This window comes from Chryseobacterium camelliae (genome assembly GCF_030818575.1).
GTDB classification, from domain to species: domain Bacteria; phylum Bacteroidota; class Bacteroidia; order Flavobacteriales; family Weeksellaceae; genus Chryseobacterium; species Chryseobacterium camelliae_A.
Map to the genome: position 1 here is coordinate 2527298 of NZ_JAUTAL010000001.1, position 25323 is coordinate 2552620.

General features: G+C 41.1%; 19 protein-coding genes. All 19 read right to left on the reverse strand.

Annotated elements, in window-relative coordinates:
• Window positions 1–12 precede the first annotated feature (12 nt).
• The 19 genes from polA to QE404_RS11570 all read right to left on the reverse strand — a co-directional run bounded on the left by polA (window position 13) and on the right by QE404_RS11570 (window position 25282).
• Entirely contained in the window at window positions 13–2853 is a 2841-nt protein-coding gene (polA, locus tag QE404_RS11480; RefSeq protein WP_307453389.1) for a DNA polymerase I, read from the reverse strand.
• 207 nt (window positions 2854–3060) lie between these two features.
• Window positions 3061–3411 (reverse strand): immunity 51 family protein, encoded by a 351-nt coding sequence (locus tag QE404_RS11485; protein ID WP_307450576.1) that lies wholly within the window; start codon window positions 3409–3411, stop codon window positions 3061–3063.
• 151 nt (window positions 3412–3562) lie between these two features.
• Window positions 3563–4021, reverse strand: a complete 459-nt coding sequence (locus QE404_RS11490) for a tetratricopeptide repeat protein (protein WP_307450578.1) — start codon at window positions 4019–4021, stop codon at window positions 3563–3565.
• Between the two features lie 2 nt (window positions 4022–4023).
• Window positions 4024–4662, reverse strand: a complete 639-nt coding sequence (locus QE404_RS11495; protein WP_307450579.1) for a hypothetical protein — start codon at window positions 4660–4662, stop codon at window positions 4024–4026.
• 5 nt (window positions 4663–4667) lie between these two features.
• Window positions 4668–6014, reverse strand: coding sequence for a PAAR-like protein (locus QE404_RS11500; protein WP_307450580.1), 1347 nt, complete (start codon window positions 6012–6014; stop codon window positions 4668–4670).
• Window positions 6007–7077, reverse strand: a complete 1071-nt coding sequence (locus QE404_RS11505; RefSeq protein WP_307450581.1) for a hypothetical protein — start codon at window positions 7075–7077, stop codon at window positions 6007–6009. The genes QE404_RS11500 and QE404_RS11505 overlap by 8 nt, the downstream gene beginning before the upstream one ends.
• Before the next feature lie 7 nt (window positions 7078–7084).
• Entirely contained in the window at window positions 7085–9055 is a 1971-nt protein-coding gene (locus QE404_RS11510; RefSeq protein ID WP_373462510.1) for a type VI secretion system Vgr family protein, read from the reverse strand.
• Window positions 9056–9431: 376 nt separating this feature from the next.
• On the reverse strand, window positions 9432–9845 hold the full coding sequence (tssD, locus tag QE404_RS11515) for a type VI secretion system tube protein TssD (RefSeq protein ID WP_294208598.1): 414 nt from the start codon (window positions 9843–9845) through the stop codon (window positions 9432–9434).
• Between the two features lie 342 nt (window positions 9846–10187).
• Entirely contained in the window at window positions 10188–11201 is a 1014-nt protein-coding gene (locus QE404_RS11520; RefSeq protein ID WP_307450585.1) for a DUF2931 family protein, read from the reverse strand.
• Between the two features lie 55 nt (window positions 11202–11256).
• Window positions 11257–12894 (reverse strand): T6SS phospholipase effector Tle1-like catalytic domain-containing protein, encoded by a 1638-nt coding sequence (locus tag QE404_RS11525; RefSeq protein ID WP_307450587.1) that lies wholly within the window; start codon window positions 12892–12894, stop codon window positions 11257–11259.
• A 2-nt stretch (window positions 12895–12896) separates the two neighbouring features.
• A complete protein-coding gene (locus QE404_RS11530; protein ID WP_307450588.1) occupies window positions 12897–14834 on the reverse strand; it encodes a type VI secretion system Vgr family protein in 1938 nt (645 codons plus the stop codon).
• Between the two features lie 30 nt (window positions 14835–14864).
• Window positions 14865–15728 carry a lytic transglycosylase domain-containing protein gene (locus QE404_RS11535; RefSeq protein ID WP_307450590.1) on the reverse strand — a complete coding sequence of 288 codons (864 nt, stop codon included), beginning with the start codon at window positions 15726–15728 and terminating at the stop codon, window positions 14865–14867.
• Between the two features lie 75 nt (window positions 15729–15803).
• Window positions 15804–18305 carry an ATP-dependent Clp protease ATP-binding subunit gene (locus tag QE404_RS11540; RefSeq protein WP_307450592.1) on the reverse strand — a complete coding sequence of 834 codons (2502 nt, stop codon included), beginning with the start codon at window positions 18303–18305 and terminating at the stop codon, window positions 15804–15806.
• A 240-nt stretch (window positions 18306–18545) separates the two neighbouring features.
• The gene (gene tssD, locus QE404_RS11545) at window positions 18546–18950 is read right to left on the reverse strand and encodes a type VI secretion system tube protein TssD (protein ID WP_307450594.1); all 405 of its coding nucleotides are present in this window, start codon (window positions 18948–18950) and stop codon (window positions 18546–18548) included.
• A gap of 145 nt (window positions 18951–19095) precedes the next feature.
• Window positions 19096–20064: a hypothetical protein gene (locus QE404_RS11550; protein ID WP_307450596.1), complete on the reverse strand. Its 969-nt coding sequence runs from the start codon at window positions 20062–20064 to the stop codon at window positions 19096–19098.
• Between the two features lie 182 nt (window positions 20065–20246).
• A complete protein-coding gene (locus QE404_RS11555; RefSeq protein ID WP_307450598.1) occupies window positions 20247–20684 on the reverse strand; it encodes a hypothetical protein in 438 nt (145 codons plus the stop codon).
• Between the two features lie 87 nt (window positions 20685–20771).
• Window positions 20772–21704, reverse strand: a complete 933-nt coding sequence (locus tag QE404_RS11560; protein ID WP_307450600.1) for a hypothetical protein — start codon at window positions 21702–21704, stop codon at window positions 20772–20774.
• The gene (locus QE404_RS11565; RefSeq protein ID WP_307450602.1) at window positions 21701–24760 is read right to left on the reverse strand and encodes a glycoside hydrolase family 19 protein; all 3060 of its coding nucleotides are present in this window, start codon (window positions 24758–24760) and stop codon (window positions 21701–21703) included. Before QE404_RS11565 ends, QE404_RS11560 begins: the two co-directional genes overlap by 4 nt.
• Window positions 24761–24778: 18 nt before the next feature.
• Entirely contained in the window at window positions 24779–25282 is a 504-nt protein-coding gene (locus QE404_RS11570; RefSeq protein WP_307450604.1) for a DUF4280 domain-containing protein, read from the reverse strand.
• Between the last annotated feature and the right edge of the window lie 41 nt (window positions 25283–25323).

Here is a 25323-nt window from a genome sequence, read left to right on the forward strand (position 1 = left end):
TTTTAAATATTATCAATGCGCTTCCAGCCAGTTATCGCCTACGCCCACTTCAACCAATAGCGGAACCTGTGTTTCAATCGCGTTTTCCATTTCCATCTTGATGATATTGGTAGCTACTTCCACTTCATCAAGTGGAGACTCAAACACCAATTCGTCATGAACCTGGAGCAGCATGCGGGTCTTTAACTTTTCTTTTTCCAGTTCTTTCTGGATTTTGATCATAGCCATTTTCACTACGTCGGCTGCACTTCCCTGGATCGGGGCATTAACGGCATTTCTTTCAGCGTGGGCACGCACCACGAAATTGTTGGAAGTGATGTCTTTCAGATGGCGTTTTCTTCCCAAAATGGTTTCCACATAGCCGATTTCCCGGGCTTTTTTAACCTGTTCAGCCATATAGGCTTTCAACTTTGAATACGTCTCAAAATAGGCTTCGATCATCTGCTTGGCCTCGCTCCTGGACAATCCGGTTTGCTCCGCTAAGGCAAAGGCGCCCTGGCCATATAAGATCCCGAAGTTGACGGTTTTGGCCTGACTCCTCTGGATTTTGGATACTTCCTCCAATGGGATATTAAATAGTTTTGCAGCGGTGGAAGCGTGGATATCTTCTCCATTCTGAAAAGCTTTGATCATGTTATCCTCGCCGGAAATCTCAGCAATCAGCCTCAGCTCGATCTGGGAGTAGTCGGCAGAGATAATTTTTTTACCTTCTCCTGCTACGAAAGCCCCTCTGATCTGCTGCCCTCTCAAAGTGCGGATCGGAATATTCTGCAGGTTCGGGTTGACACTCGCCAGACGGCCGGTAGCCGCTGTAGTCTGTGAAAAGTTGGTATGGACGCGGTTATCGGATTTCTCAATCTGCGACGGCAGCGCATCCACATATGTGGATTTTAATTTTTGGTAGGTCCTGTATTCCAGGATATGCTGGATGATTTCATGTTTGGCAGCCAGCTTCTGAAGGATATCTTCTGAAGTGGCATACTGCCCGGTTTTGGTCTTCTTAGCCTTAGGATCCAGCTGCAGTTTTTCGAACAGGATTTCACCGAGCTGTTTCGGGGAATTCACATTGAATTCTTCCCCGGAAAGTTCAAAGATCTTTTGTTCCAGCTGCTTGAGGTCATTTTCCAGGTCTATGCTTTCCTGTGCCAGCCATTTTTCATCCAGGGAAATTCCGGCAAGCTCCATTTTTGCCAATACTTCCATCAGGGGCATTTCAATATTGAAGAACAGGTCTTCCAGATTTTCTTTTTTCAGTTGTGGCGCAAAAAGCTCATACAACTGGAACGTCACGTCGGCATCTTCTGCGGCATAATCCGTCTGCGTCCTCAGGTCTGCATCCCGGAAATTTCCCTGGTTCTTCCCTTTTTTACCAATGATGGTTTCAATGGAGACAGGTTTGTAGCCCAGATAAATTTCAGAAAGGTAGTCCATCCCGTGTCTGCCATCCGGATTCAGGAGGTAATGCGCAATCATGGTGTCGAACATGGCTCCTTTTACAGTAATATTATACCTTCTGAGGATTTTATAATCGAATTTTAAATTGTGAGCAACTTTGACAAGGTCTTCCTTTTCAAAGAAAGGCCTGAAAATTTCTAAGGTCTGGAGTGCTTCTCCCTGATCTTCAGAAACCGGGACATAATAAGCAAGTCCTTTTTTGTATGAGAAGCTCATACCTACCAGTTCGGCTTCCAGCTCATTGAGTGAGGTTGTTTCGGTATCGAAACATACCACCCGCTGCTGCAAGAGGTTTCTGACCAGCATTTTTTGTGCTTTCGGATTGTCGACGAACTGATACAGGTGGTCGTTATGCTCAATGGTTGATTTATTTCCCGCAGCCTGATCAAGCTCTTCATAAGTTGCAAAAAGGTCCAGCTGCCCTACGGCCTGCGCTACTTTCTGTTGAGGAGTTATTTCGGTTACCGTAATTTCAACGTTTGTAACAGTGGTGTTTCCGCTCACAATCGGTGCGAAAGCTCTGTAAAGGTTATCGTATAGCCTTCTGAACTCGATTTCGTCAAAGACTTCTTTTACTTTTTCAAAATCAGGCGTTTCCAGATCGTATTGCTCCTGATGGAATTCTACCGGAGCGTCACAGATTATGGTAGCCAACTTTTTGGACAAAATTCCGCGCTCGGCAGAAGCTTCTACTTTTTCTTTTAGTTTTCCTTTCAGTTCATGGGTATTGGCCAGCAGGTTTTCAATGCTTCCGTATTCTTTCAGGAATTTCATGGCGGTTTTTTCTCCCACACCCTCCAGTCCCGGAATGTTATCGACAGAGTCACCCATCATCGCCAGGAAATCAATGACCTGTTTAGGATCTTCGATCTGGTATTTGGCTTTTACTTCTTCAACACCTAAAATTTCCACCTCGCTTCCTTTAAGACCAGGTTTATAGATTTTGATTTTATCGGTTACCAGCTGGGCAAAATCTTTGTCGGGTGTTACCATAAATGTAGTGTACCCTTCCTTTTCTGCTTTGCAGGCGATTGTCCCTATGACGTCATCGGCTTCATAGCCTGCTACCCCTAAAATCGGGATATGCATGGCCTGCAGGATGCGGTGGATGTATGGAATAGCAGCCGTGATGGCCTCGGGTGTTTCACTTCTGTTTGCTTTATATTCAAGGAAATCCGTTGTTCTGATGCTGGCTTCTCCCACATCAAATACAACGGCAAGATGGGTAGGCCTTTCCCTCCTGATGAGTTCGATCAGAGAATTGGTAAACCCGAAAATAGCAGAAGTATCCAGCCCTGCACTGGTAAGCCGTGGATTCCTGATCAATGCATAATATCCTCTGAAAATCATTGCATAGGCATCGATAAGAAAGAGCCTTTTATCCTGTGTTGCGTCCATATTGTCCATAAACAACAAAGATAAGAAATTAGTTTTCTTTTCTTAGTCCGAAAGCCAAGATTCGGAGGAGATCATTTGTGAAATAATGCTCCGTTTTGTAAACAGATGGAATAGTTTAAGAAATCCAGTAAACCCCTCTCCGATATCATTTGATATTGCATTTTGACCATAAAAAAAGCCCCCGGATGAGGGCCTTATCGTATCGTATTAATCTATTTCCGCTTTCAGGAAGAGGTCCTGGATCTGGACTTCATCTTCACAGGTTTTTTTAAATCCGGTAATAAATTCTTTTAAACGTTCAGGATTATGAGAATAGGCACAGAACATATCGGCTTCCGGATCAAACTTGATGTCTCCTGCCAGGTCGGGCCTTTTTTCTTCCACGAAAACTTTTGCCAGTGATGCCCAGTCGTATCCATTTCCCTCGAAACCTTCATCCTTTCTCCATTCAAAAATCTCAGGTTTATACGTTCCTGCATTTAAACATACTGAAAATGTCTTTTCTGAGGCTACCCAAAAAAAGGGCTTGATTGCCGTTTCAAAATTGTACGCTTCCATACTTTAAGTGAATTTAGTTTGCAGTATTAAAGTTAGGAAATTCTTTTTTTTGCGTGAACGTTTATAACATTTATTAACGTTTCCCGAACTAATATCAATTACAGTTAATTATTTAATTTGCTTAGCCTTTGGATGATATTAAACTAGAATATTATTTGCTTCTAAAGCTATTTTGCTTAACGGAGTCTAAAATTTTAAAATTGACAGATGTATCATATCCTAATGATCTTGCTTTTTCCAAATAAAATTTTGCTTTCTCCGGATCTCCAGCATACAGATAGCTCATTCCTAATGAAACAAGAAGTTTACTGTAATCTTCGGTTCCTTTTTTATAGTTAAGACTATATGCCTTTTGTAAATGCTGAATTGCATTGTTATAATCCCCTGTCTTTAAATATGCAGAACCTAAGCCCACCCACACATCGGGATGTTTATTTTTATCAACATGATTAAAATTAAAAATCGCCATTTCAAACTGATTTTTTTCATAAGCATCCCATCCTTCTTCATATGATTTTGTATCAGCAGAGATAAAAAAATTGTTTTTAATAATAACTATCAAAAATCCTAATGCAATAAGGCCAATTATAATTTGTATCACTTTTTTCATTTCTATACAAGTAAATTAATAACAAGAAGAATAAAAAAGAGAATCTGATATCCTCCAATTTTTTTTTCAATCTCTTTATTCTGATTCTTTTCTATTACTATTTTAAAAATTTTTTTTAGAATAAAAAATATAAAATAGGGTAAGATAAGTAAAACAAATGCGACTAAAATAGAATAATTATATTTCCATATATCTAATACTAATAAAAAGGCATTTGCTTTAGAATTTATTGTTCTTAAGCCAAAAAATGGGATTGGTTCAATTTCATCAAGTTTATTTCCAAAAATGTCTTTTTGATGGTGTATCCGATTATATTTAATTTTCTGTTCATCCTTTTTACGAATATAAAAAGATATATTTTGTATCAGCGCTTTCTTATCTATGCCCCATATCCAAGTATTTATTCCTTCTAGAATCCCTGGATATGTACGACTGATCTTAACATTATCTTTTATGAAATTATAAGTAACAGTAGTGCTTCTGCGGCTTGAATATACTGTACTTTGATTTTCTGCATTCACCCAGTTTTTATGTTTAATATTAATAAAATCATAGGTGCTTATAATGATAGAATATAGAAAATAAAGCGCGCCAAGAAACAATGTAATTAGATATATTTTAGACTCTGTAGATACTTTCATGAAAATTAATCTTTACCTGCCAATACATTTATCTTTGCCCTTGCCATTGCTTCCTCATTTTGCAGCGCCTGTATTAAATCCTCTGCCTCTCCTTTTAAAATAAAATTAGTTACTCCTTTATAAGCATCTTGAATTAATCCCATAACAATTCCCCCTCCTTTAGGTCCTTCGTTTTTTGAAAATGAAGGAAGTCCTTTTTGGTCCAAGTAAGTATTTTTCACAGCACCCCCCATTTTGGAAGGGATTTCCGATTTAGAAAGTGGTGAATATTGTGAATTCGTTGTGACAGAAATTCTTTCAACTTCCTGATATCGACCGCCAAAATCCTGATTTATTACATTTATACCTTGGGTATTGGTGGGATTTCTGCCTTCAATAGCAGCTTGAATTCTTCCTGACTGATCAAAAGCTGTTGGACCATGTTCTTCTATATCATCTAATCTGACTGATGTAGACCTTTCCGTCACACTATATTGTGAAGTTCTATCACCTATCGTCTCTCTTCCCGGTCCATTGGCTCCTCCGATATCATTGACATTTTCATAAAAAGCTTTTTCTCCATCGCTATTCTTTAATTTTTGATTCTCAACAAGTTTCTCCGGGTCAGATTCAAATCCGTCTACATAATTTTTTAGTGTTGTTCCATCTCCCATGGGAATTTGCGAGTATCCCCATCCTTTTCCCTGATCTATTCCATATCCTATTCCATAAGATATTCCAGTTGTAAATACAACCCCTCCAACATAGTTTATTCCAGCTGACCAACCAAAGGTGGCTACGGTAGCTTTAGCTGTAGCTGCTGTTGTTCCTATTGCTGATAATGCGGGGTACATTAAATAAGAAAGGGCAATAACCCCTATAGTATTAATGGCAGTTCTGCCAATAGTTATATCAGTAAACTCATCCGCTGCTTTTTCAGAATAAAGGATTATCACATTTCCTCCTAACCTACAGGGAATTTGTGAATTCTCTAGCAAAGGATGTCTTCCAACAGTAAGAACATTATTATCATAAGGAGTCCATTCGTTCAATAGCATTCCACAAATAGAAGGAATCATGGAAACACCAGCTCCTAATGCAGCTCCTGCTGCGGCTACAGCCGCAACAGCTAATGCACCTCCCGTTAAAATTGATCCTGCAACAAGTGCCAAGCCCAAAGCGGCACCTGCTATTGCGCCAATCAGCATCATTTTTCCGCATATAAAATTTCCGCCTGGTCTATCATCAACTGTAGCTTTCAGGTAGCCACCTGCAATAGTTACCTTTCCTTGACTTGTTACTTTTATCTGCTGTTTTTGCATTCCCTCGGAGCAGACAAGCCACGCTCCATCAGGCACATGTAGTTTAGGCATTATTATTACTTTTTATAAGTTCTATTTTATGTTCCGTTAGATGACTATATTTTCTATTGGCCTGTTCTTTAATTTTTGAATGGCATAGAAACATCTTTCCATTATAGGCATCAAAATGATACTCTACGGACCAAGAAAGTGCATAATCATAATTTTCCTTTAAAAAATCTTTTAGCTTTGTGTTATAAATATGTTTCAAATGCCCATTTTTAGCCGGATCGGATTCAGAATAAAATTTTATCTTTACAATATTCCCTTCTTTTTCAATCTTCCTTTTTCTACAGAGAGTGACTTTTTCGTTGGCAAAAATCTGTGATGTGTACTCATGTTTTTCCAATTCAATAAAAGTATCAAGTTCAGAATACTCATGAAACACATCATTGAAAAATAAATTGTAAAGAATACTGTTTTTAATAAGTGGCAATGTATTACTAAAATCTTTATCCCCACCTTCAATCATATTTTTTTCTTCAAGTGTGTTACCCAACTCAGGCTTTAATTCTTTTTTTAAAGCGTTCCACACATTCCATATTTCTTCTTGATTTACCAATGTTTTCACATTTCCTTCCTGAAAAAGTTCAACAACCAAATGTTCCAGAGGTTTATTAAATTTCTGCATATATTCTGCAAGTTGTCGGTAAATAGATTTAATATACTTTATCTGATGTGATTTTTGCTGAATATCAACCTGAAATAAGTTTTCTTTTTTAACTTTTTTAAATTTCCAGATAATTTCAGTCTCTGAATCTATCATACTGTTTCCAGAAACCTGCATGTCTATTTTCTGTCGGATAATATACTGATCACACTCTGTTTCTTCCTGGACAAGCCTAACTTTTTTGGTAGATGTTAAATCTTCCCGTCTTTTTTTTAGAGTTTCTATAGAGTCTGGAATGATAATGTACTTTGACCAAGTAGGCAAAGAATAATCTTCCTTTATCCATTCATGAGGTCTTGAAAATTCATTATGATATTTTTTTATTTCAGAAATAGCTAGCCCAATCTCATCAGCTATGGAACTAAGAGTATCTCCATTTTTAAAATAATATTTGTGAGGTTCCACTGTTTATCTAATTTTCTATAATTTGACTTCCTTCAATAGTAGTATTATCATTAAATAGAGCCCTAGAACTTCCGCTCCCTTTGATTTCTACTTCAGTACTTTTAACTGTAATCTTAGTTCCTGTTATAATAATTTCACTACTGCCTACTTTAAGGGTTATTTTTTTAACTCCGGTTAAATCAATTACTCCATTATTATCCATTTTAAACACACTGTTCTCACCTCCTACTGAAACCTTATGTGTATTTCCCACATCTGCAATATGATCACAACCTACTTCGAGCTTTTTATTATTACCTACTTTATCAGTTTTATTATTACCTATGGTTTTAGTGCTGTCATTATTAGCATTATAAATAACGTTTCCTGCACCATCAAACTTCATGTGCGCACCGCCCTGATCTGTTAAGAATACTGACCCTTCGCCATCATTCAGCTCCAGTTTATTTCCGCTGCGGGTGCTGAGGCTTTTGATGTTGTTTCCGGTACCGCCGCCAGCGCCGACCTGCCCATGGAACATTCCTCCCATCACAAAAGGACGGTCCGGATGCTGATGGACGAAATTGACGATAACCTGGTCCCCGACTTCAGGAATGGCCATAAAACCCCGGTTTTTGCTCACTTTTTCACTGCTTCCCCCATCAGGAGTCATTACCCTGATAAATTCTGTGGCCGAAGATCCATTCTGCCAGTCAAACTGTACCTGCACACGGCCCTGATTTAAGGGATCCGTATTGGAAATAACTTTTGCAAACTGTGGCTCAGCTCTGGGCACCTCGAATTCCGGGCGGGGAATGTATCCGGTATCTGACGCTATGGCTTCAAAAGTTCCGGTGTAATATCCTCGGGAATCCACTTCATGCTCTGTGGCAATAATCATGAGTTTGGTAAAATAAGCTGTTTCATTGCTACCTGTTTTACGCATTTCTACATCGGCAATGCATCCCGGATACAGGAAAGGCACCGTAGTACTCCCTGTGGTTACAAATACATCTGAAGCTTTGCTCCCGGCAGTCCCTTTCTGGGAAGCATCAATATCCATAAAGGATACAGCTTTTATCGGAGCCACCCTCAGGGATGGCGTGGTAAATATCTTTTCGGAAATTTCGTATGCTCGTTTGGCAATATCTGAAGTATGATTGATTTTTGAACTTCCGGTAGTCAGCTTCTCATTTTTGCTGCTGTTGTAGCCGTAAAATGTAGGGTTTACGTGCTGTGCCTTCATTTTTATTTTGATGTCGGCCACACTGCTTCCATATACCAGCTTAACGGGCTTTTCCTGCGGAGGCAACTTCCCGAAATGAAGCACTTCACCGTCATAGTAAAACTGTTCCCCGTATGCTTCTGCAATTCTTGCTAAATAGTTATAGTGCGTTTCTTCATATTGGGAGCTGTAGGGCACATTTCCATGCTGTGCATCTACCCGGTAATCGAATTTACTCTGTCCAAGTCCTTCTTTGATGACCTGGTCTGCAATGCTGTTCAGGCTGACTTCATGTTTCCCTCCAAAACTCTGGATGTGGGGTGCTGCATCCAGAAGAACCGTAGGACTGAATCCACTGAGAACGATATTTCCCAGGCTGCCTTTTTCCTGACTGAAACCCACTTCGGTAATTACACCTACAAAACTTCTTTCAGGACTGCTTTCAAGGTCTTTATACCTAAAGATAACGGTGATCCTTTTGCCTAAAAAATTCTGAGCTTCTTCCAGATTATGGTTTTCAGGCTTACCAAGGCTGTCATAAGCAAGCATCAGATCAAATTCATGATGTTTTACAGCACTCTGCCTGAGTTTGAAGTGTTTAAAATGACTGATTATTTTACCTTCAATAACAATTTCCAGCCTGACTACACGGTTGATTCCCAATATCTGGCTTTCTGCGATGGCAACGGCATTATGAATTTTGGAGGTGGGCTGCTGAGACCAGATCCTGTCTTCTGTCAGTATAGGATCTGTCATCTTTGAAGCCTCATTCATAAACATTCCCGGATCATTCTGGGCAGCTGCATCCGGATAGCCATTATGAGATGATGGTGACGAAACTGGTTCCTGAAACTTCTCTGAATGTAATTGATCAGCTTTTTGCACTGGCTTTAAAACAGGATTTTCCGGTACCTGATCCGGTCCGGAATTTATTTTTGGTTCATCATTCTTAATCATAATTTTTCGTTTTGAGTAATTAGACAGTATATGGTTTCCATGTCACTGTTTATGAATTCTTCAAATAAAAAATACAATATATAACGCTGGTATGTTCAGGCCGTTATGGAATAAACAGGACAGAACAGATCATTTTTACATGTTTACTGTTCTGCCTGCTGTGTTTAATTTAGTAAGATGATTAATTGATTGTTTAGTTGGGTCCTGATCCTGGCCATACTCCATTGTAATCAGAATTTCCATATGTGATTTTCTCTGCGCTTACTACGAAGCTAATCAGCATATTGTTGGTATCAATAGCGTCGAAGTCCACTTCGTGCTGGATCACATATCCGTTTTCCCAGTTCAGGGTGATCAGGGTGCCTTCTTCATGGGATTTGTTGAATGTGATTTCCCCGGAAGTAGGTTTGTATTTTCCGTTCAGCAAGCTTTCCAGAATATCTGACTGCTCTGTAGCCTCTACGGATAATTTAATGATTGCATTGGAAGGATCTGATGCTACTCGTCCGGATACATCCGTTGATCTGGAAACACTGTAGTTCAGTTTTAATAATTTCTGCCCTTCTCCTCCGTTGAATTTTAAGATTCCTCTTGAATTGCTTGCCATGAGTTGTAAATTTTAATCGTTAATATTTTGTGACTTGGTGTCTGATTGTGTTAACAAATATAGAGGTCCTGTTCCTACGACAAAAGTTTTTTATGCTTAATTTCATTTATTGTAGTAATACTACGATTGGATGTCGTAATTCTACTACTATTGAAAATGCAGTCAATAAAAAACTGATTATCATCCATTTGAATTATTCAGAACGGTAATTTATTACAAAATATCCTCTTTCCGGAGAAATATCTGTGTCTGAAAGAAACGGATTTAATTATACATATGAATCTAAAAAAAATATACCCGGCATTATTGGGGCCGGTTATGTTTAGTGTTGTATTATTGCGGTTAACGGTAGGATTCCTTAAAAGTAAAATCGCTTTGGTAAATCCTTGTACTGTCTGTCTGAACAGGCTGCTGATTAATCATTACCTGAAAACTGCTGTTATCCGGTGCTATCCTGATATCCATTTTAAAATCTTTACCTGCTTTGCTGAACTGTTCGTTTACCTTCTCCCAACTGAAAAAAGCACGTCCTTCAAATGCCTGCCCTTTTCCGGTTTCCCAGAAAAAAGCAATTTCTTTTGGAACAGCCCGCTCTTTAAGTGCAGGCTTTGTTACCCAGGGACGAAGCATAATTTCTTTTTCCCCATTATAGTATTCGGACTGCAACCTGAAAACTCTTAGCCCTTTATTTTCCGAACTGATGTAAGGGGCCCACGAATATTTTTTCTGATAGTTTTTCCATTCTGCCGGTGAGGCATCAGGAATAAACATTTTTGCTTTGATTTCCTGCCTGGTCTGAGATATTTTAGAAAACATCAGGTCTGCATATTTCCGGTCATCCTTTACCACCTCAGCCTGAAACTCTCCTAACTGTATTTCAACATACCCGAAACGGAACCACACCACAACCATTCCTTTCGGAGCAAAACCGAAAACGAGGGTCCCGAATTTATAATAAGACATTCCGAACTTGTTGTATTGTTCATTATAATCAGGCTCATCTCTTATGTTGATAAATTCCTTTAAAGGCTTATCAGAGGATTTTGATTCGTCATTGGCGTAAGCTCTCTGAACAAGATCCTGAATCTTCTCTTCAGGAAAATCTGCCTTAAGATGATAGAACGTATCCTCATAATTAGAGAAATAAACGATATCAGCCCCAATCGGTGTTCCGCCCTGCTCGGTAAATCCTTTCCCGGAATCGCCCCATGTTCCCGATGAGCTGCCATACGGCAAATGGGCAGGAATACCCTCCAGCGTAATGATCTCATCTTGCACCGGAGTCACCAGATAATTATTCCATGGATGCGAAATCTGCACGTTATAACTCGGCAAAGGCATATCTTTCTTATTCATATCCTGACAGTTAATGAGCTGGAGCATACCCAGCAAAAAAATAAAAATTTTATATTTATCCATTGAGTATATATCTTTTGCGTTCTGCCAGAGGCCGTGCTCCGGATATCCTCGGGCCCATTCCAATGGCATCCAGATTGGCAGACCAATGGAGATAATGGTTCCTGAGTTTTTTCAGATCCTGAACGTCAATGTTTGAATTGAGGTAAGAATACCGCCCGGATTCAGCAATGTACTGCCCTGCTGAAGGATTTTTATTAGCGTTGTAATCACTGACATATCGGTTTCTCAGGTTATTACACTCAACAATATATCCACTGGTTAGTTTGTTGCTTATTCCTTGTATAAAAGGATCATTGATTTTCTGACGGGATACAAGATTTTCGTCATACTGAACATCAAAATTCTTGGAATAATGGAACATATGATGAAGCGAAACTTTCCCGTACTCATTGGATACATTTCGTTTCCCCCAAAGTTTATACTTGATGATGGTGGCCTTGCCAGGAACAATACCGGATTCGACGGATATTTCGGAAGGTTGAAACCAGCCCTCCTCAATCAGAATATCCCTGAAACGGTCACATTCCGTCCTGTTGTTAATTTCTTCGTACAACAAAACCTTTTCTTCTGCATTATCCACATAACCGCCGCCAATATCTGAATGCACGCCGGGTAAAGTGAGCTGCAAGCCCCTGATCCCGGCACTATCTATATTCGTGAGGCTGAAATTATCCCTGTATTCTTCCGCTGAAGCCAGCTGCAGGACAAAAGAAGCATTCCTTACGGCATTCAACCCCAATTGCTTAGAGTCATCATCCACAATGCTGAAACCGAATATTGAAGTTCCTTTATGGTTGACCCCATAAGAAGCTACCGTATCGTATAATCCGACGAAATTAAATCTGATATTTTTAATTTTCAGGTTTTTACTGAGCAGGCAGGCCCCGAAATACCCATATTTAAGCAGCGGCGAATCTGGTTCATTGATGATCAGATATTGCGAAGGCATGGGCTCTGCATCTGATTTCTCGTAATAGGTAGGCGGGTATACTATAATCTGCTTATCTGTGAGGGCTTCAGATTTTGCCGTACTGCTCGCGATATGCAGAAAATTACGTGCTGCTGCTGCTCCCCTGCTGAAGCCGTATACATTAACCGTAAGGACATCAATCGTTTTTCCTGAAAATTTTAGCTGAATGGCCTCCGCTCCCTTTACACAACCTTTGGTGGCTTTTGCTTTCACGCCCCTTTCATACATACCCATCCCTGCACCACGGATCGGATATCCGAATGTATCGCCATCAGACTTCATATCTACCGTTCCGATTCCTTCAATATAATAAGATACCTGGTTCTGTGCGTTGGGATCAATTGCATCATAACCTTTGGCCACATTGCTGAAATCATTGGCATAACTTCCTTCGGGAGCAGCCTGACGGCTTCCTGCCTGGGTATTGGTTTTATTATTAAGGGTTCCGTCAAAAAACAGGTTCAGACTGACATCTATAGTGTTCACAGGCTTATCCGCTGGGTTAATCCGCTGGGCTTTATTATAGCTGACCCCTGATTCCGTCCCTTTCTGTTCCACAGTTTCAGCACTGTTATGACTAATGCCTTCTTTAGCGTACGTACGGTAATCGCCTCCTGTCTGTGTGGTGACTTTACCTTCTACAATATACTCGATGCTCATAACTAGTGATTTTTAGATTTCTCTCCACTGTTATTCTGAACTTCCTTTTCTGCATGGTGCTCCACTTTTCCCTGGCTGCTTACTTCCACCCCCTTCATGCTGGTCACTTTATGTTCTTTTTCGCCATAAACTTCCATGTCCCCTTTCACATAGTGACTCATCTTACCTACAACATTGGTCATAAAATCAGCACCGGTGGAGAGGTATTTCATAGAGCCTACACTCTCGGTATAATTAACCATGATGGTATCTGATTTATTCATCCCGACATTGGTAATCATATTCATCCCGACGTTGATGTTCATGTTTTTACAGTTGAACGTCATGGTTTCGGGTGCGGTAATCGTAATATTGCTTCCCGTAGTATCCAGCTGGATCTCGTTACCCGATTTATCTGTAATAATGATGCTTTCATCTTCCGTGAACACGATCCTGTGCCCGCTTCTGGTCTGGATGGATTTCACGCGGTTATCGGCACCGCCCCCCAATCCTACGCCGCCGTGGAACATTCCGCCCATCACAAATGGCCGGTCCGGGTGGCTGTGGACAAAGTTTACCATCACCTGGTCTCCTACTTCCGGAATGGCTACATATCCCCTGTTCTGGGTAATCTGATCTGTTCCGCCCGCATCAGGGCTCATCATTCTGATGAAGTGGGTAGTATCATTGGTCTGCCAGTCAAATCGTACCTGAACCCTGCCCTGTCCTTCCGGATCTGCATTGGAAATAACGGTGGCAATCTGCGGTTCGGCTTTAGGAACTGTATAATCGGGTTTCGGTAAGAATCCTGTATCTGAAGCAATGCTTTCGAAGCTGCCTTTATAATGACCGATCGTATCTATTTCATGAGACACTTCTGTAACCATTACCCTTGTAAAGTAGGATGTCTCATTGGAATCAGGCTTCCTCATCTGCACATCCACGACACATCCCGGGTGCAGGAAAGGCACGGTGGTATTGCCCGAGATTGAAAATACATTCACGGCTTCACTTCCTGCCGCACTTCGCTGGGAATGTTCCACATCCACATGGGTAGACGCTTTAATAGGAGCCACTTTCAGCGCAGGTGTTTTATAAATCCTGCTGTTATTCTGATAGGCGGTTTTGGCCAGATCACTTACATGCTGTACAGGCGTCTCGCCCGAGGTAAGCTTTTCATTCCTGCTGCTGTTATATCCGTAAAACTTAGGTTTGGTATGAACCGCCTTCAGCTCAACTTTGACGTCACTGGCACTACTGCCATAAGTAAGTTTGATAGGTTTATTCTGAGAAGGAAGTTTCCCGAAATGAAGCACTTCACCGTCATAGTAAAACTGCTCACCATAGGCTTCCGCCATTCTTGCCAGATAATTGTAGTGCGTTTCGTCATACTGGCTGCTATAGATAATCTGTGAATAGTCATTAGCATCAATGCTTACATCAAACCGTTCCATATCAATCCCCTGCTTGATTACTTCATTGGCAATAATGCTCATATTGACCGGCTGTGCCCCTCCAAAGCTCTGAATATGGGGAGCACCGTCCAGTAAAATGGTCGGGCTGTAACCTGAAAGCACAATATTGCCCAGGCTCATGTTTTCCTGGCTGTAGGCCACTCCGGTAATCACGCCAACGAACGTTCTTTCAGGGCTGTTTTCAATGTCTTTATAGGAAATGACTGCTGTAAGTCGCTTTCCAAGGAATTTATTTGCTTCTTCCAGGGTATGTGTCTGGCGGTTTCCCAGCGCATCATATGCTAGTGTAAGGGTAAATTCATGGTGCCTCCTGGTGCTTTGCTTCAGTCTGAAATGCTTGTAATATCTGATGACCTGTCCCTCAACCACTAAGGAGAGCTTTACCAGCCTGTTGATTCCGTTGTGATGGTTTTCCGAAATGCCGTCAGCATTCTGTGACGGACGGAAAGAAGGATTTTTTACTGTATCTTGTGATTCTGTTTTCATATGAAGTAGTGTTTGGATCGGTTGATGTGATTATTGGGATACCGGACTGCTTTCCTTTATAGACCTGGAAAGGATCTTGTTTTTTCTCATCAGGAAATCAGGCATGAGATCCATAGGCAGGTAAAAGGAGCTTTCTCCTTTACGCTGAAGGGTTTCGTTGATTCCCGGATTCCAGGCGAGCAGCTGGTCTACATTAACGTGCAGTTCATCTGCAATGACTTTCAGGTTAAATCCTGCATTGATATCTGTTTCCGCAAGTTCTGGACGGCTGATTTTACTTCCGCCGTTCACGAGAAATACGGTATTCATTCTAGAAGAATTGTAATTTGCCAGCACACTCTGCAGCTCACCGGTCGCATAGCATGCATTAAGATATTTATTGACGTGATTAATGGTTTCAGCAGGAAGGTATTTATAGAAAATATGGTATTGTGATGACCCCGCTGCCTGCATAGCTTTGGAAATATTGCCTTCACCACAGTTGTATGCCGCAACCACCGTTACCCAGTTATTGTATTTTTTGTACAGATTGGATAGGGAGACAACCGCTGTTTTCGTGCTTTTATACAAATCATTCCGGTTCTGTTCCGAGAGTCCATATTGGTTGGCGTGAGAGGTCATAAACTGCCATACGCCAACTGCACCGGCTCCGGAAATAACATTCGTATTGAAACTGGATTCAATGAGCGCCAGATTTCTCAGGTGACGCGGAAGGCCTTTTTGAACAAGAGAATACTCTATAAATTTCACGATATCCTTGTTGGCATTGATGATGGTCTTGTAACGCCGCACGCTGTTCTCTGACGTATCTGTAGCAGAAAGGAACTGCCCAAAGACAGACCCTGAGCCTATCCAAAGCAGCATGATTGTGAAAACTACTCTTAAACTGTTCATTGTAAGCTATTTAACGAATTAAAATGATCATTTTTTAGAAGCTTTGCATTTCCGATGTACGCTTCTTCGGTAATCTTACGCTTCTTCTACTTTCCAGCTTAACTTGTCTTCTTCGTTATCCCAGTCTGCAAAGATGGTCTGCCCGGATTTCACTTCTTCCCTTACGATCATCTTTGATATCGGCCTGGCAAGCTGTGCCCTGATCACTCCGGAGATCTGCCGTGCACCGTATTTGCTGCTAAAGCCTCCCAGTGCAAGGTTTTTCACCGCTTCATCAGAAATTTTCAAGGTAATACCCAGGCGGTTTAATGAGTTATGCAGAGACTTCAGCTGGATATTGAAAATCCTTTCCGCAATGGATTCCGTGATCGGCGCAAACGGAATGATCTCTGTAATCCTCGCCAGAAACTCAGGCCTGAATTTACCGGAACCTGACATAATCTGCATCAGTGCTGAAGATTCCGGAATTTTGCCTTCCTCAAACTGACGTACAATTTCCTCACTCCCGATATTGGATGTAAACAGGATCAGCGCATTGCTGAAATCCCCCTCCTTACCGAGCTTATCATGTACTTTTCCTTCATCCATGATCTGTAAAAACACATCAAAAACAGAATGGTGTGCTTTTTCAATTTCGTCAAACAGCACTACCGTATAAGGCTGCTGCCTTATTTTATTGACCAGCATTCCTCCTTCCTCATATCCTACATATCCCGGAGGCGCCCCGTAAAGCAATGCTGCTGAATGTTCTTCTTTAAATTCAGACATATCAAAACGGATCATCGCTTTCTCATCATTGAAAAGCAGTTCTGCCATCGACTTTGCCAGCTCTGTTTTTCCGGTTCCCGTAGGTCCGAGAAGAAAAAATGAACCAATGGGCTGTCCGGGTTTATTGAGGCCGCTCCGGTTTTCAACTATCGCATCGGAAAGGATTTTCAGGGCATGATCCTGGCCCACGACTCTTTTCAGGAGCATGGACTCCATATTGAGGAGCTTTTCCTTTTCCTGGGCCTGTATTTTTCCGATCGGGATATTGGTTTTGGCCGCCATAACGGCAGCCAGTTCCAGCCGGTCTACTTTTTCTCTCTTTTTTGAAGCATGCTGAATGAGCTCTTCGTATGTGCTGTCAATAATTTTCCTGATCTGATCCACCGGCATTGAATTGTCCAGTGCAGGCTGTTCACTTAAAGATCCCCAAAGGATCGGGCTGATCTTGTCTCTCAACAGGTTGTACGTCCAGATCAGTTCATCTGCCTGATCCTTCTCATCGGGATACGTTTCCAGAAGAAGACTGTCATAATGGTTCTTCCAGCTGTCCAGTTCTTTTTCAGAAAGCTCGTCAAGCATCATTATGGCTGCCATAGTTCTGTCGAGCAGGTCAATGGCTGCATCCGGAAGCTTTTTACCTTTAGCATATCTTTTTGCCAGGCGAACACATTCTGGAAGGGCTGTTTTTTCCACTTCTATTCCGTGGTGCTTTTTATATCCGTCCAGCAGAACGTCAATCATCTTAACACAGGTTTTTTCATCCGGTTCATGAACGGTAAGGACTTCAAAACGCCTGTTAAATGCCTGTTCCGGCTCAATGATTTTCCTGTATTCTTCCTGGGTGGTGGCTCCGATAACGGTGATCTCACCTCTTGCCAGTTCAGGCTTCAGAAGGTTGGCTACATTGCCTATGCTGCCTTTAGGATCCAGAAGCGTATGGATCTCATCGATGAAAAGGATGGCCTTTTCTATTTTTTTACATTCATTAATGATTTTTTTCAGGCGGTCTTCAATTTCGCCCTTATAGGAGGTGCCTGCCAGCAATGCACCTGTATCCAGTTCAAGCAGGGTTGCATTCTTGAGCATCTCCGGAACATTACCTTTATTGATTTCTATCGCAAACCCTTCCACCAATGCCGTTTTCCCCACTCCGGGTTCCCCGATGATGATGACATTAGGCTTTGTTCTGCGGCAAAGGATTTCCACAAGCATTCTCAATTCCTTATCGCGTCCGATGATGTTTTCCAGTTCTCCTCTTTTAGCCTGAGCTGTCCTGTCTACACAATAATTTTTAATGGAAGGAAAAGATGCTTCGGAAAAATCTGAACCGTTAGAGAAAATAGAAGAAAATTCACCGTTTTCTCCGGCAGCGAAAGGTGTATCTTTCCGGTACAGGTTGAATATTTCATGTTCCCGCAGCGGAAGTGATTTGAGCTGCTGAAGGGTAAAAGCCACCTGAGGCTTTACAATGGCCGTAAGGATACATACGGGTGTGATTTCATCCAGACCCAGTTTCAGGCGGATATCGTCTGCTTCTTCCACGATATGGTCAACCGTCTCATCCTGGCCAGCTTCATCGGGAAGATGTGTAGTTTTAGGATAGTCTTCAATACGCACATCCGCCCATTCGTAAAAATAGCCCGGATCCTTATCTATGCTTTTTAAAAACTCATTTAAACCGATATCCTTGTGCATCAAAGCCTGAAGGATATGCGGAGCGCCGTACGTGGCATTATAATTTTCTCTGGCAATAGACTGCGCAATATGAAAAAGCTGTTTTACCGTTTCGTTGGTGACCAGTACTCCCATGTTGTATTTTTTTCAATTAATGTTATATGATGTGGTGATGGTTTAGAATTATTTTAATGTTTGCAGCAGCATAAAACTTAATCATTTAAAAAATTAATTCTTTTACTAAGATATTAGTTTTTTTCAAAACATAAAAATTTATGTCTTAGGGATATGACGTAACATTAAGATGCTGGGACAGGAACGAAAGAGAAAAGACTGCCGTGAGACAGTCTTTGTATCGTTGCTATAATTTCCGAATTATCCCATCGGCCAGATACCGTCGTAAGAGGAATTACCATAATTGATTTTTTCTGCGCTTACTACGAAGCTGATCAGCATATTGTTACTATCTATCGCATCGAAGTCCACTTCATGCTGGATCACATATCCGTTTTCCCAGTTCAGGGTGATCAGGGTGCCTTCTTCATGGGATTTGTTGAATGTGATTTCCCCTGAAGTAGGTTTGTATTTTCCGTTCAGTAAGCTTTCCAGGATGTCTGATTTTTCAGTAGCTTCCACAGTTAACTTAATGATTGCGTTGGAAGGATCTGAGGCTACTCGTCCTGATACATCCGTTGATCTGGAAACACTGTAGTTCAGTTTTAATAATTTCTGACCTTCCCCTCCGTTGAATTTTAAGATTCCTCTTGAATTGTTTGCCATAATTGTAAATTTTAATCGTTAATACTGTTTATTCGATGATTCTTATACAAAGATAAATCAGCGGATTTTTTTCTGAAAATTTTTAAATTTATTTTTTAAAATTTGTCGTATTTCTACGATTGCATGTCGTAATTCTACGATCCGCTTACGGCTTTTCGTCAATGATCAGTTGGGTTGTATTTCTGAAACCGTATTCGTCATATCCATAATCTATACGGATGCCGGAGACCAGTCCGCTTTCCTTGCGGATGGTATACTGCCCGCTATATACGGCACCAGGAAATCCAGCCTCAGATTCAGCTTTCTGACTTAACATTATTTCAGAAGGTTGCCTGGAAAGTTCTGCAGCCTGGATTACCGTTAAAGAAATTCCGGAATCTGATAAAGAAAACGGATAACTGGATGTCCCGTTCCTGAATGGAGTACGTACGGGAGCAAAATAAGTCTTAATGAAGATGTCATCCTGCATTCTCTCGCTGAAAAATTTGGGGTTCTGAACAGCATAAGCAAACTCTTCAATGTAGGTTTTAGCATATGGCCCAGGATACAGGTTCAGAAGCCTGTCTTTGATCTCCCTGAAACGGTCGGCCACCTCCTGACTCATCCGTATGTCTGCAATCTTTCCATTGAGATCCGTTTTTATTTCTATGGGATTCAGCGATTTTATGCAGTCTTCGGCAAGATCTCCGAGGATACCGTCTTTCCTGTTGTAAAAATTGAGCTTGGAATAATGGAAAAGGTGATGTCCATCTTCAAAATCAATCCATTCCAGGAGTGCATCATAAAATACAGCCTGTTGGGAAATTTCCTGTTCGCGGTAAGTCTTTTCTACGATACCAACGGAATATTTCTGATTAAGCTGATGAGGCTGAAAAGGGATTTCAGGATTTCTGTCCGGGCTTTTAAACGGGGCATCATTCCTGAGGTTATACCGGGCAATATCTGAACTTGCCGGAATGAGGAGCCTTTTCCCGGGAATCAACCTGTCAACGATAACATCTTCCCTGGCACACCGGTGGTTGTGGTATTCTTTAAGATAAAGCGGATTTTCCAATTTTATGTCTTCAGCGATACTTTCAAGCGTTTCTCCGTGAAGGATAAAATGAACAATCATAGAACTATCTTTTAATATAGACCAATTTAGATAAAAATTTTTAACATCCCAAGAATACAACAGGAATATAACGGGTAATTTTGATGTAAATTAATCTTGATATTTTTATTTCTGACTGGTAAATTCAAGGTATTTATCGCTATCTGTGAAATGGTCAAACGTACCGTGAGATTACTTCATACTTAATATCTGGATGCACATGAATCAAATAAATCCTTCCATTTGGTATCGTATTTTAATTCAGCCGGCTGTTCAAGATTGGCTGACGTATTCATCAGCCTGCCGTCTTTTTTACGGTATTCTATCCAACCTATGGTCCCGCTGCCTTCGGTATCAATAATAAGCTGACACGAGATCACCTCTTCATTATCGTCATCAATCAGGAGATTTACTTTCTTTTTATCGATCTTCCATTCTGAAAAAGGAAAATTGCTGCTCCTTACCAGTTCAGTGAGGTAATCATAACAGTTTTCCACCGTCTGATCTGCTGGTGTTTTAACAACAGCCTTGCGAGCATCAATACTATCATTTGATTCTTCTTTTTTAGCAGGCTCTCCTTTGCAGGAAAAAAGAAGCATAACAAAGAACAGTTTCAGCGTTTTTTTTAAACAGATAGACAATCTTTTAAGTTTTAAATTTGAAAATCAATTACAGTGTGGTTCTCATAATACTCACTCTTACCAAGTTACACCATAAAAGTCAGAGTTTTACTTTCCAGAAGTACAGTGCGCTTTTTTTTCGCTTTCTATAAGTTCACTGAAAATTTCATCAGTAGGTTTCGGCAGAACAATTTTCGGGTTGAACGTGCAGATCTGCACTTTTTTATCCTGCCATGAATCAATCTCATGCACCACTTTATCAATTACAAAGTTTTTATTATACCTGATGAAATAAGTATACCGGTCAATTCCTTTCGGAAAATCTGTAGTCACTGAGAAACCATTGCCCTCTTTTTTGATTCCGGACACCTGGTTTCCGCCATCCTGGGAAAAATTGGTTGACTGTAACTCTAAAGTATAGCCGCCATCCTGGTTCAGAAAAACAAAGAGCCCATCTCCCGTACCCGGTTTATTGCTGAAAATCTTATCTTCTTTACCGTCACCATTGATATCCATAGTAGTCATGGATAATTGGTCATTTTTCATATAGGCATCTATAGCAGATAAATGAGAGGACTTTTTCTTATTTCCATCCAATCTGTTATAGTAATCTACCAATGAAAAAACCAATGGCTGGTTCCCTTCGCGATATTCTATGACAATCCAGTTATTTTTATGGTCTTTCTTGTTGAAGATAAACTTCTCTTTCGGAAAGCGGATTGTTTTGAGGTTGGTATAAACAGCTTTCTCTTTTAACCGGCCTGAAATTTCAGACATATAGTAGTTGCTGTCATCAGCCACTGTATAAAATTGTTCTTCTCCCATGGCTTTCTTAAGGGAATCCGCTTCTTTTTCACCTGGATACAAAATATATATCCCGCTGTTATTAACAAGCGTATCCTGAACACTGCCCATTACTTTCTGAACCGTTTCGGGTGTTGCGGCTGATGCGGCAGATACCGTATTTTTTTTACAGGATACCGTCAGTATAAAGAGAGAAAAAATTCCCAGTGTGGTAATAGGATATATTGGTTTGATCATTGGTTTATTTCTATATGGTAAGCTCCGTTTTCATCTAACAGCTGATGGAGTTCCGTTCTTTTCTGCATCTCGCTTTTAAAATCTGTAGGGTTAGAGAGCCTTCTTATGGATACGTCAAAGGTGTTCATCACTTCCGGGTTGGCCAGGTGTTTTGATACAGTTGAGGGTCCCAGATCATTGATCTTAGCTTCCATCTCAGAGATGATGTCAGCTTCTGACTTGCCTGCTTTTTTTCCTGCTGCATAGACATCAATAACCTGATCTCCTGCATTTGCATAAATTCCTTTTTGCGTGGCCACGCTGGTTCTGCTTATATTTCCATACATAATCCTTGCCTGGTCTCCGGGCGTTCTTGCGGTACTGGTAATATAAATATCATTGTTTTTGGACGCAGTACCCACTTCTTCCAGGATGGTTCTTGTCCTTTGCGAAATTCCGTCTGCCGACGCCGTTTCACCTTCAAAATGAATATTTACAGCACCTCCGCCTGATGCAGGTGTGGTCTTCAATCCATGAATACATTCTTCCGGGTATTTAAATATCTTTTTTAATTCCTTCAGGTATTTTTTTCTTTCTGCCCTTCCGTTTCCTCCACCATTCACCAGCCAGCTAATCGTGTCAATATAATCGGCATCTGCCAGGAGATTAAAATTTACGGCTCCATATTTCTTACTTACTCCATCCACTTCATACGTATACTCCTGCTTAGGAAATTCCTTCCCGGTTGATCCGTCATATTCACTGAAAGAGGTTTTTGGCACTGTCCAGGTACTTCCCTTGCTCAGCTGCTTTCCCTGCTGCCAGAACCATCCTGCTGTGTCTACGGTAAGGTTCAGCTCTTCTGCTACTTTTTCGTAATTGGTAACGACATCTACTCCAGAATAGGATTTGTATCCAGCATAGCCGTCTTTCCATGTCAGCTGCATGAGTCCTCTTCCCACATAAGGTTTGTAGCTGTCTTTACCGTTATATTCTTTCGTGGTCTGTAGCCGGTCTGTTTCGTAATACACCTGTGCCAGGAAATGTATTTTCCTGATGCAGGTATTGATTTCATATTTGGTAAAAGCCTCATTCAGTTTTTTCACAAAACTTTCATTGGTCTTATCATCCAGTTTACAGTTATTGGCTGTAAACATGGAGGACGTATTGGCTATGCCTTCACTTTCCCTGAGTTTTTTAAGAATTTCTTCAAACTCCTGAAGCGTAATGTCACGGTTACAGAAACATCTTTTGCCGACAACAAAATAGGCAACTTCTTTTTTAAGGAATTCCCCTTCATGCTTTTTAAGGTTGCCCTGGCATTCTGCTTTAAGCCAAAGGTATTCCGTTACCGTTTTGTACACATCAAAAGTCACTGTATCACCTTTACGGTATGCATCATTGGTTAAAGCCTTTACAATAGTTTCTGTTTTGACAAACTTCTTTTGGGTGGAAAGCTGGGATTTGATTTTATCGGCAATGGTTTTAGCCACATTGTTTTTCTGTTCTTCAGTGGATGTGGCATTGTTGCCTCCGAAAGTATAGGTATGAGTACCGTCTTTGATGCCGCTTAATTTCCCTTTCCATTCAGTAAGTTTTTCATCAGCTTTAGGGCGAAGCTTAATTTTGACTTTAGCCAGATTGTTCTTGACCACTGCTTTGAGAACCGTTATTTCATTACCGTTTTCCTTGCCCTCAAGTACAGGAAGATCGGCATCTTTTGCTATAAAAACTGATTCTTTTTCTCTGATCCTGATGCTCACTTCTTTCCCCTCCAGCAGAAATCCTTTGGCAACCACATAAACTTCCTCTTCCAGAGGGGCGCTATTGATACGGATAAATTCAGGGCCAAGCTTAAACAAATTAATTGAAATGACTTCATCTTTTTTATACGAAGTTTTAGCCAGCGACTGTTTAATATTTTCCAGCTTGGTATATTTCTTCTCAGCCTTTACAATAGGATCTATTTTAGACTTAATGATTCCGGCGACTTTATCTTTATCAATATTATTGTTATTATTGCTGAATTTATATTGATACTGCCCGGCAGCTTCATCTGTTTCCTTGATAAACTCCTCTTTAGCAAAGTAAGCATCCAGCAGACTTTCTGTTTTTGGTTCCTGTACAATGCTGGTTGTTTTACCCTGTGGATTAGCCTGTGCCGGCTTCTGATCCGGCTTTACAATCCCATTAGATTCTGCCCAGTCCCAGAGTTCTCCCAATTTCTTTTTTACAGATTCGGTCATAGAATCTACGATCCCCTTTTCTTCTTTTTGAGGCGCAGACTTGGAAGCTGCGGGGGAACCGGCTGCCTTAGGTGTAGCGGAAGTTTTGGCCGGGGAAGAACTGCCCTTTGGAGCAGCTGCTGGTGAGGGCGTTGCAGAAGGAGCTTTGTAATCGGGATTTTTCACATCTACATTGGTGGTAGCATGCTTTTTATTTTTGTAATATTCTACAGTTACATAAAACTGGAGTTCTTTAGGATTTCTTTCTCCTTTGGCCGCCTGTTGCATCAGCGCTTTGGTGAGGACAAACTCAGCAGTAGCTGCCCCGGTTTTGTCTACAACGGCTTCCTTGCTTTCTACAAAAAGATTGTTGGCATTATGTCCATCTCCCTTAGCATCATCTTCCCATAGGGTGAAGAGCAGTTTTTCACCTGTAAGGTTAACACATTTGGCTTTGGCCACCAGTTTGTCCTGATAACTGAAGACGGTTCCCGGCACATCATCAACGTAACGGAGCTCAACCTTACTTATTTTTGGGACTTCCGCCGGCTGTGGCGTAATATCAATTGTTGTTGGACCTTTGCCTTCCGGCTCATGGAGATAAGCCTCCAGGCGATAAGTATGCTTTGCGGCCACCTGTCCGAATGTAAAACTGCCGTTTCCGGTTTTTTTGATATTGGTAGTGGTAAAACTGCCATCGGGCCGCTTTTTAAATAACTCCCAGGTAACCAGTGCCGGATTGCGTTTTTCGCTTGGTGTGGCAGGATACCAGTCTGAAACGATATAAGTAGTCTGCTCCCCGATTACAGGAGCAGGATTACCCGATATTTTTGAAACACCCTGTTTAGACATGAAAGAGAATTTTAAAGGTTAATAAGCATCAAGATCGCTTTCCTGTACTGTTTCCCCATAATCGTCCATTTTAACGAGGGGGTTGATGTGCTGAACGGTTTTGTTGTCAGCATTCTGCACATTTTTTTTGCTCACTACCCCGCGCTGTCCGTGATCTTTTATGGTAATCTTCCCTCCTACCACGCACTGGAGCTCAGAAGCTTCCGTCACAATACTTTTACCCATGACTTTCACTTTGTCATAGGTTTTCTGCCATTTTCCGGCGGGAGCATAAGAGCATGGAAGGTTGCCTCCTGAACTGGGTTTGAGTTTGCATTTTCCGAAACTTGGTCCGGAAGGGTTGAACTGGAGGTCATCTTCTGTAACGGCAAGATAATCTGCATCTCCATCAGAATCATTCCAGTAATGCTGCTGATGGGCCGTCACTTTGTATTGCGGGAACTGGTCACCCTGGTCGCATTGTGCCTGTCCTTTCTGTACGACAAAGTGTTTGCCGTCATGAAGTGATGATTGATCTGACATATCAATAGGATTTGGAGTATGATCAAAGATAAAAATTTTAG

What these genes read in the sequence shown, in the direction of transcription:
- polA (WP_307453389.1), bottom strand. Translation starts at nt 2,853, where the DNA reads ATGGACGCAACACAGGATAAAAGGCTCTTTCTTATCGATGCCTATGCA.
- QE404_RS11485 (WP_307450576.1), bottom strand. Translation starts at nt 3,411, where the DNA reads ATGGAAGCGTACAATTTTGAAACGGCAATCAAGCCCTTTTTTTGGGTA.
- QE404_RS11490 (WP_307450578.1), bottom strand. Translation starts at nt 4,021, where the DNA reads ATGAAAAAAGTGATACAAATTATAATTGGCCTTATTGCATTAGGATTT.
- QE404_RS11495 (WP_307450579.1), bottom strand. Translation starts at nt 4,662, where the DNA reads ATGAAAGTATCTACAGAGTCTAAAATATATCTAATTACATTGTTTCTT.
- QE404_RS11500 (WP_307450580.1), bottom strand. Translation starts at nt 6,014, where the DNA reads ATGCCTAAACTACATGTGCCTGATGGAGCGTGGCTTGTCTGCTCCGAG.
- QE404_RS11510 (WP_373462510.1), bottom strand. Translation starts at nt 9,055, where the DNA reads ATGAATGAGGCTTCAAAGATGACAGATCCTATACTGACAGAAGACAGG.
- tssD (WP_294208598.1), bottom strand. Translation starts at nt 9,845, where the DNA reads ATGGCAAGCAATTCAAGAGGAATCTTAAAATTCAACGGAGGAGAAGGG.
- QE404_RS11520 (WP_307450585.1), bottom strand. Translation starts at nt 11,201, where the DNA reads ATGAATAAGAAAGATATGCCTTTGCCGAGTTATAACGTGCAGATTTCG.
- QE404_RS11525 (WP_307450587.1), bottom strand. Translation starts at nt 12,894, where the DNA reads ATGAGCATCGAGTATATTGTAGAAGGTAAAGTCACCACACAGACAGGA.
- QE404_RS11530 (WP_307450588.1), bottom strand. Translation starts at nt 14,834, where the DNA reads ATGAAAACAGAATCACAAGATACAGTAAAAAATCCTTCTTTCCGTCCG.
- QE404_RS11535 (WP_307450590.1), bottom strand. Translation starts at nt 15,728, where the DNA reads ATGAACAGTTTAAGAGTAGTTTTCACAATCATGCTGCTTTGGATAGGC.
- QE404_RS11540 (WP_307450592.1), bottom strand. Translation starts at nt 18,305, where the DNA reads ATGGGAGTACTGGTCACCAACGAAACGGTAAAACAGCTTTTTCATATT.
- tssD (WP_307450594.1), bottom strand. Translation starts at nt 18,950, where the DNA reads ATGGCAAACAATTCAAGAGGAATCTTAAAATTCAACGGAGGGGAAGGT.
- QE404_RS11550 (WP_307450596.1), bottom strand. Translation starts at nt 20,064, where the DNA reads ATGATTGTTCATTTTATCCTTCACGGAGAAACGCTTGAAAGTATCGCT.
- QE404_RS11560 (WP_307450600.1), bottom strand. Translation starts at nt 21,704, where the DNA reads ATGATCAAACCAATATATCCTATTACCACACTGGGAATTTTTTCTCTC.
- QE404_RS11565 (WP_307450602.1), bottom strand. Translation starts at nt 24,760, where the DNA reads ATGTCTAAACAGGGTGTTTCAAAAATATCGGGTAATCCTGCTCCTGTA.
- QE404_RS11570 (WP_307450604.1), bottom strand. Translation starts at nt 25,282, where the DNA reads ATGTCAGATCAATCATCACTTCATGACGGCAAACACTTTGTCGTACAG.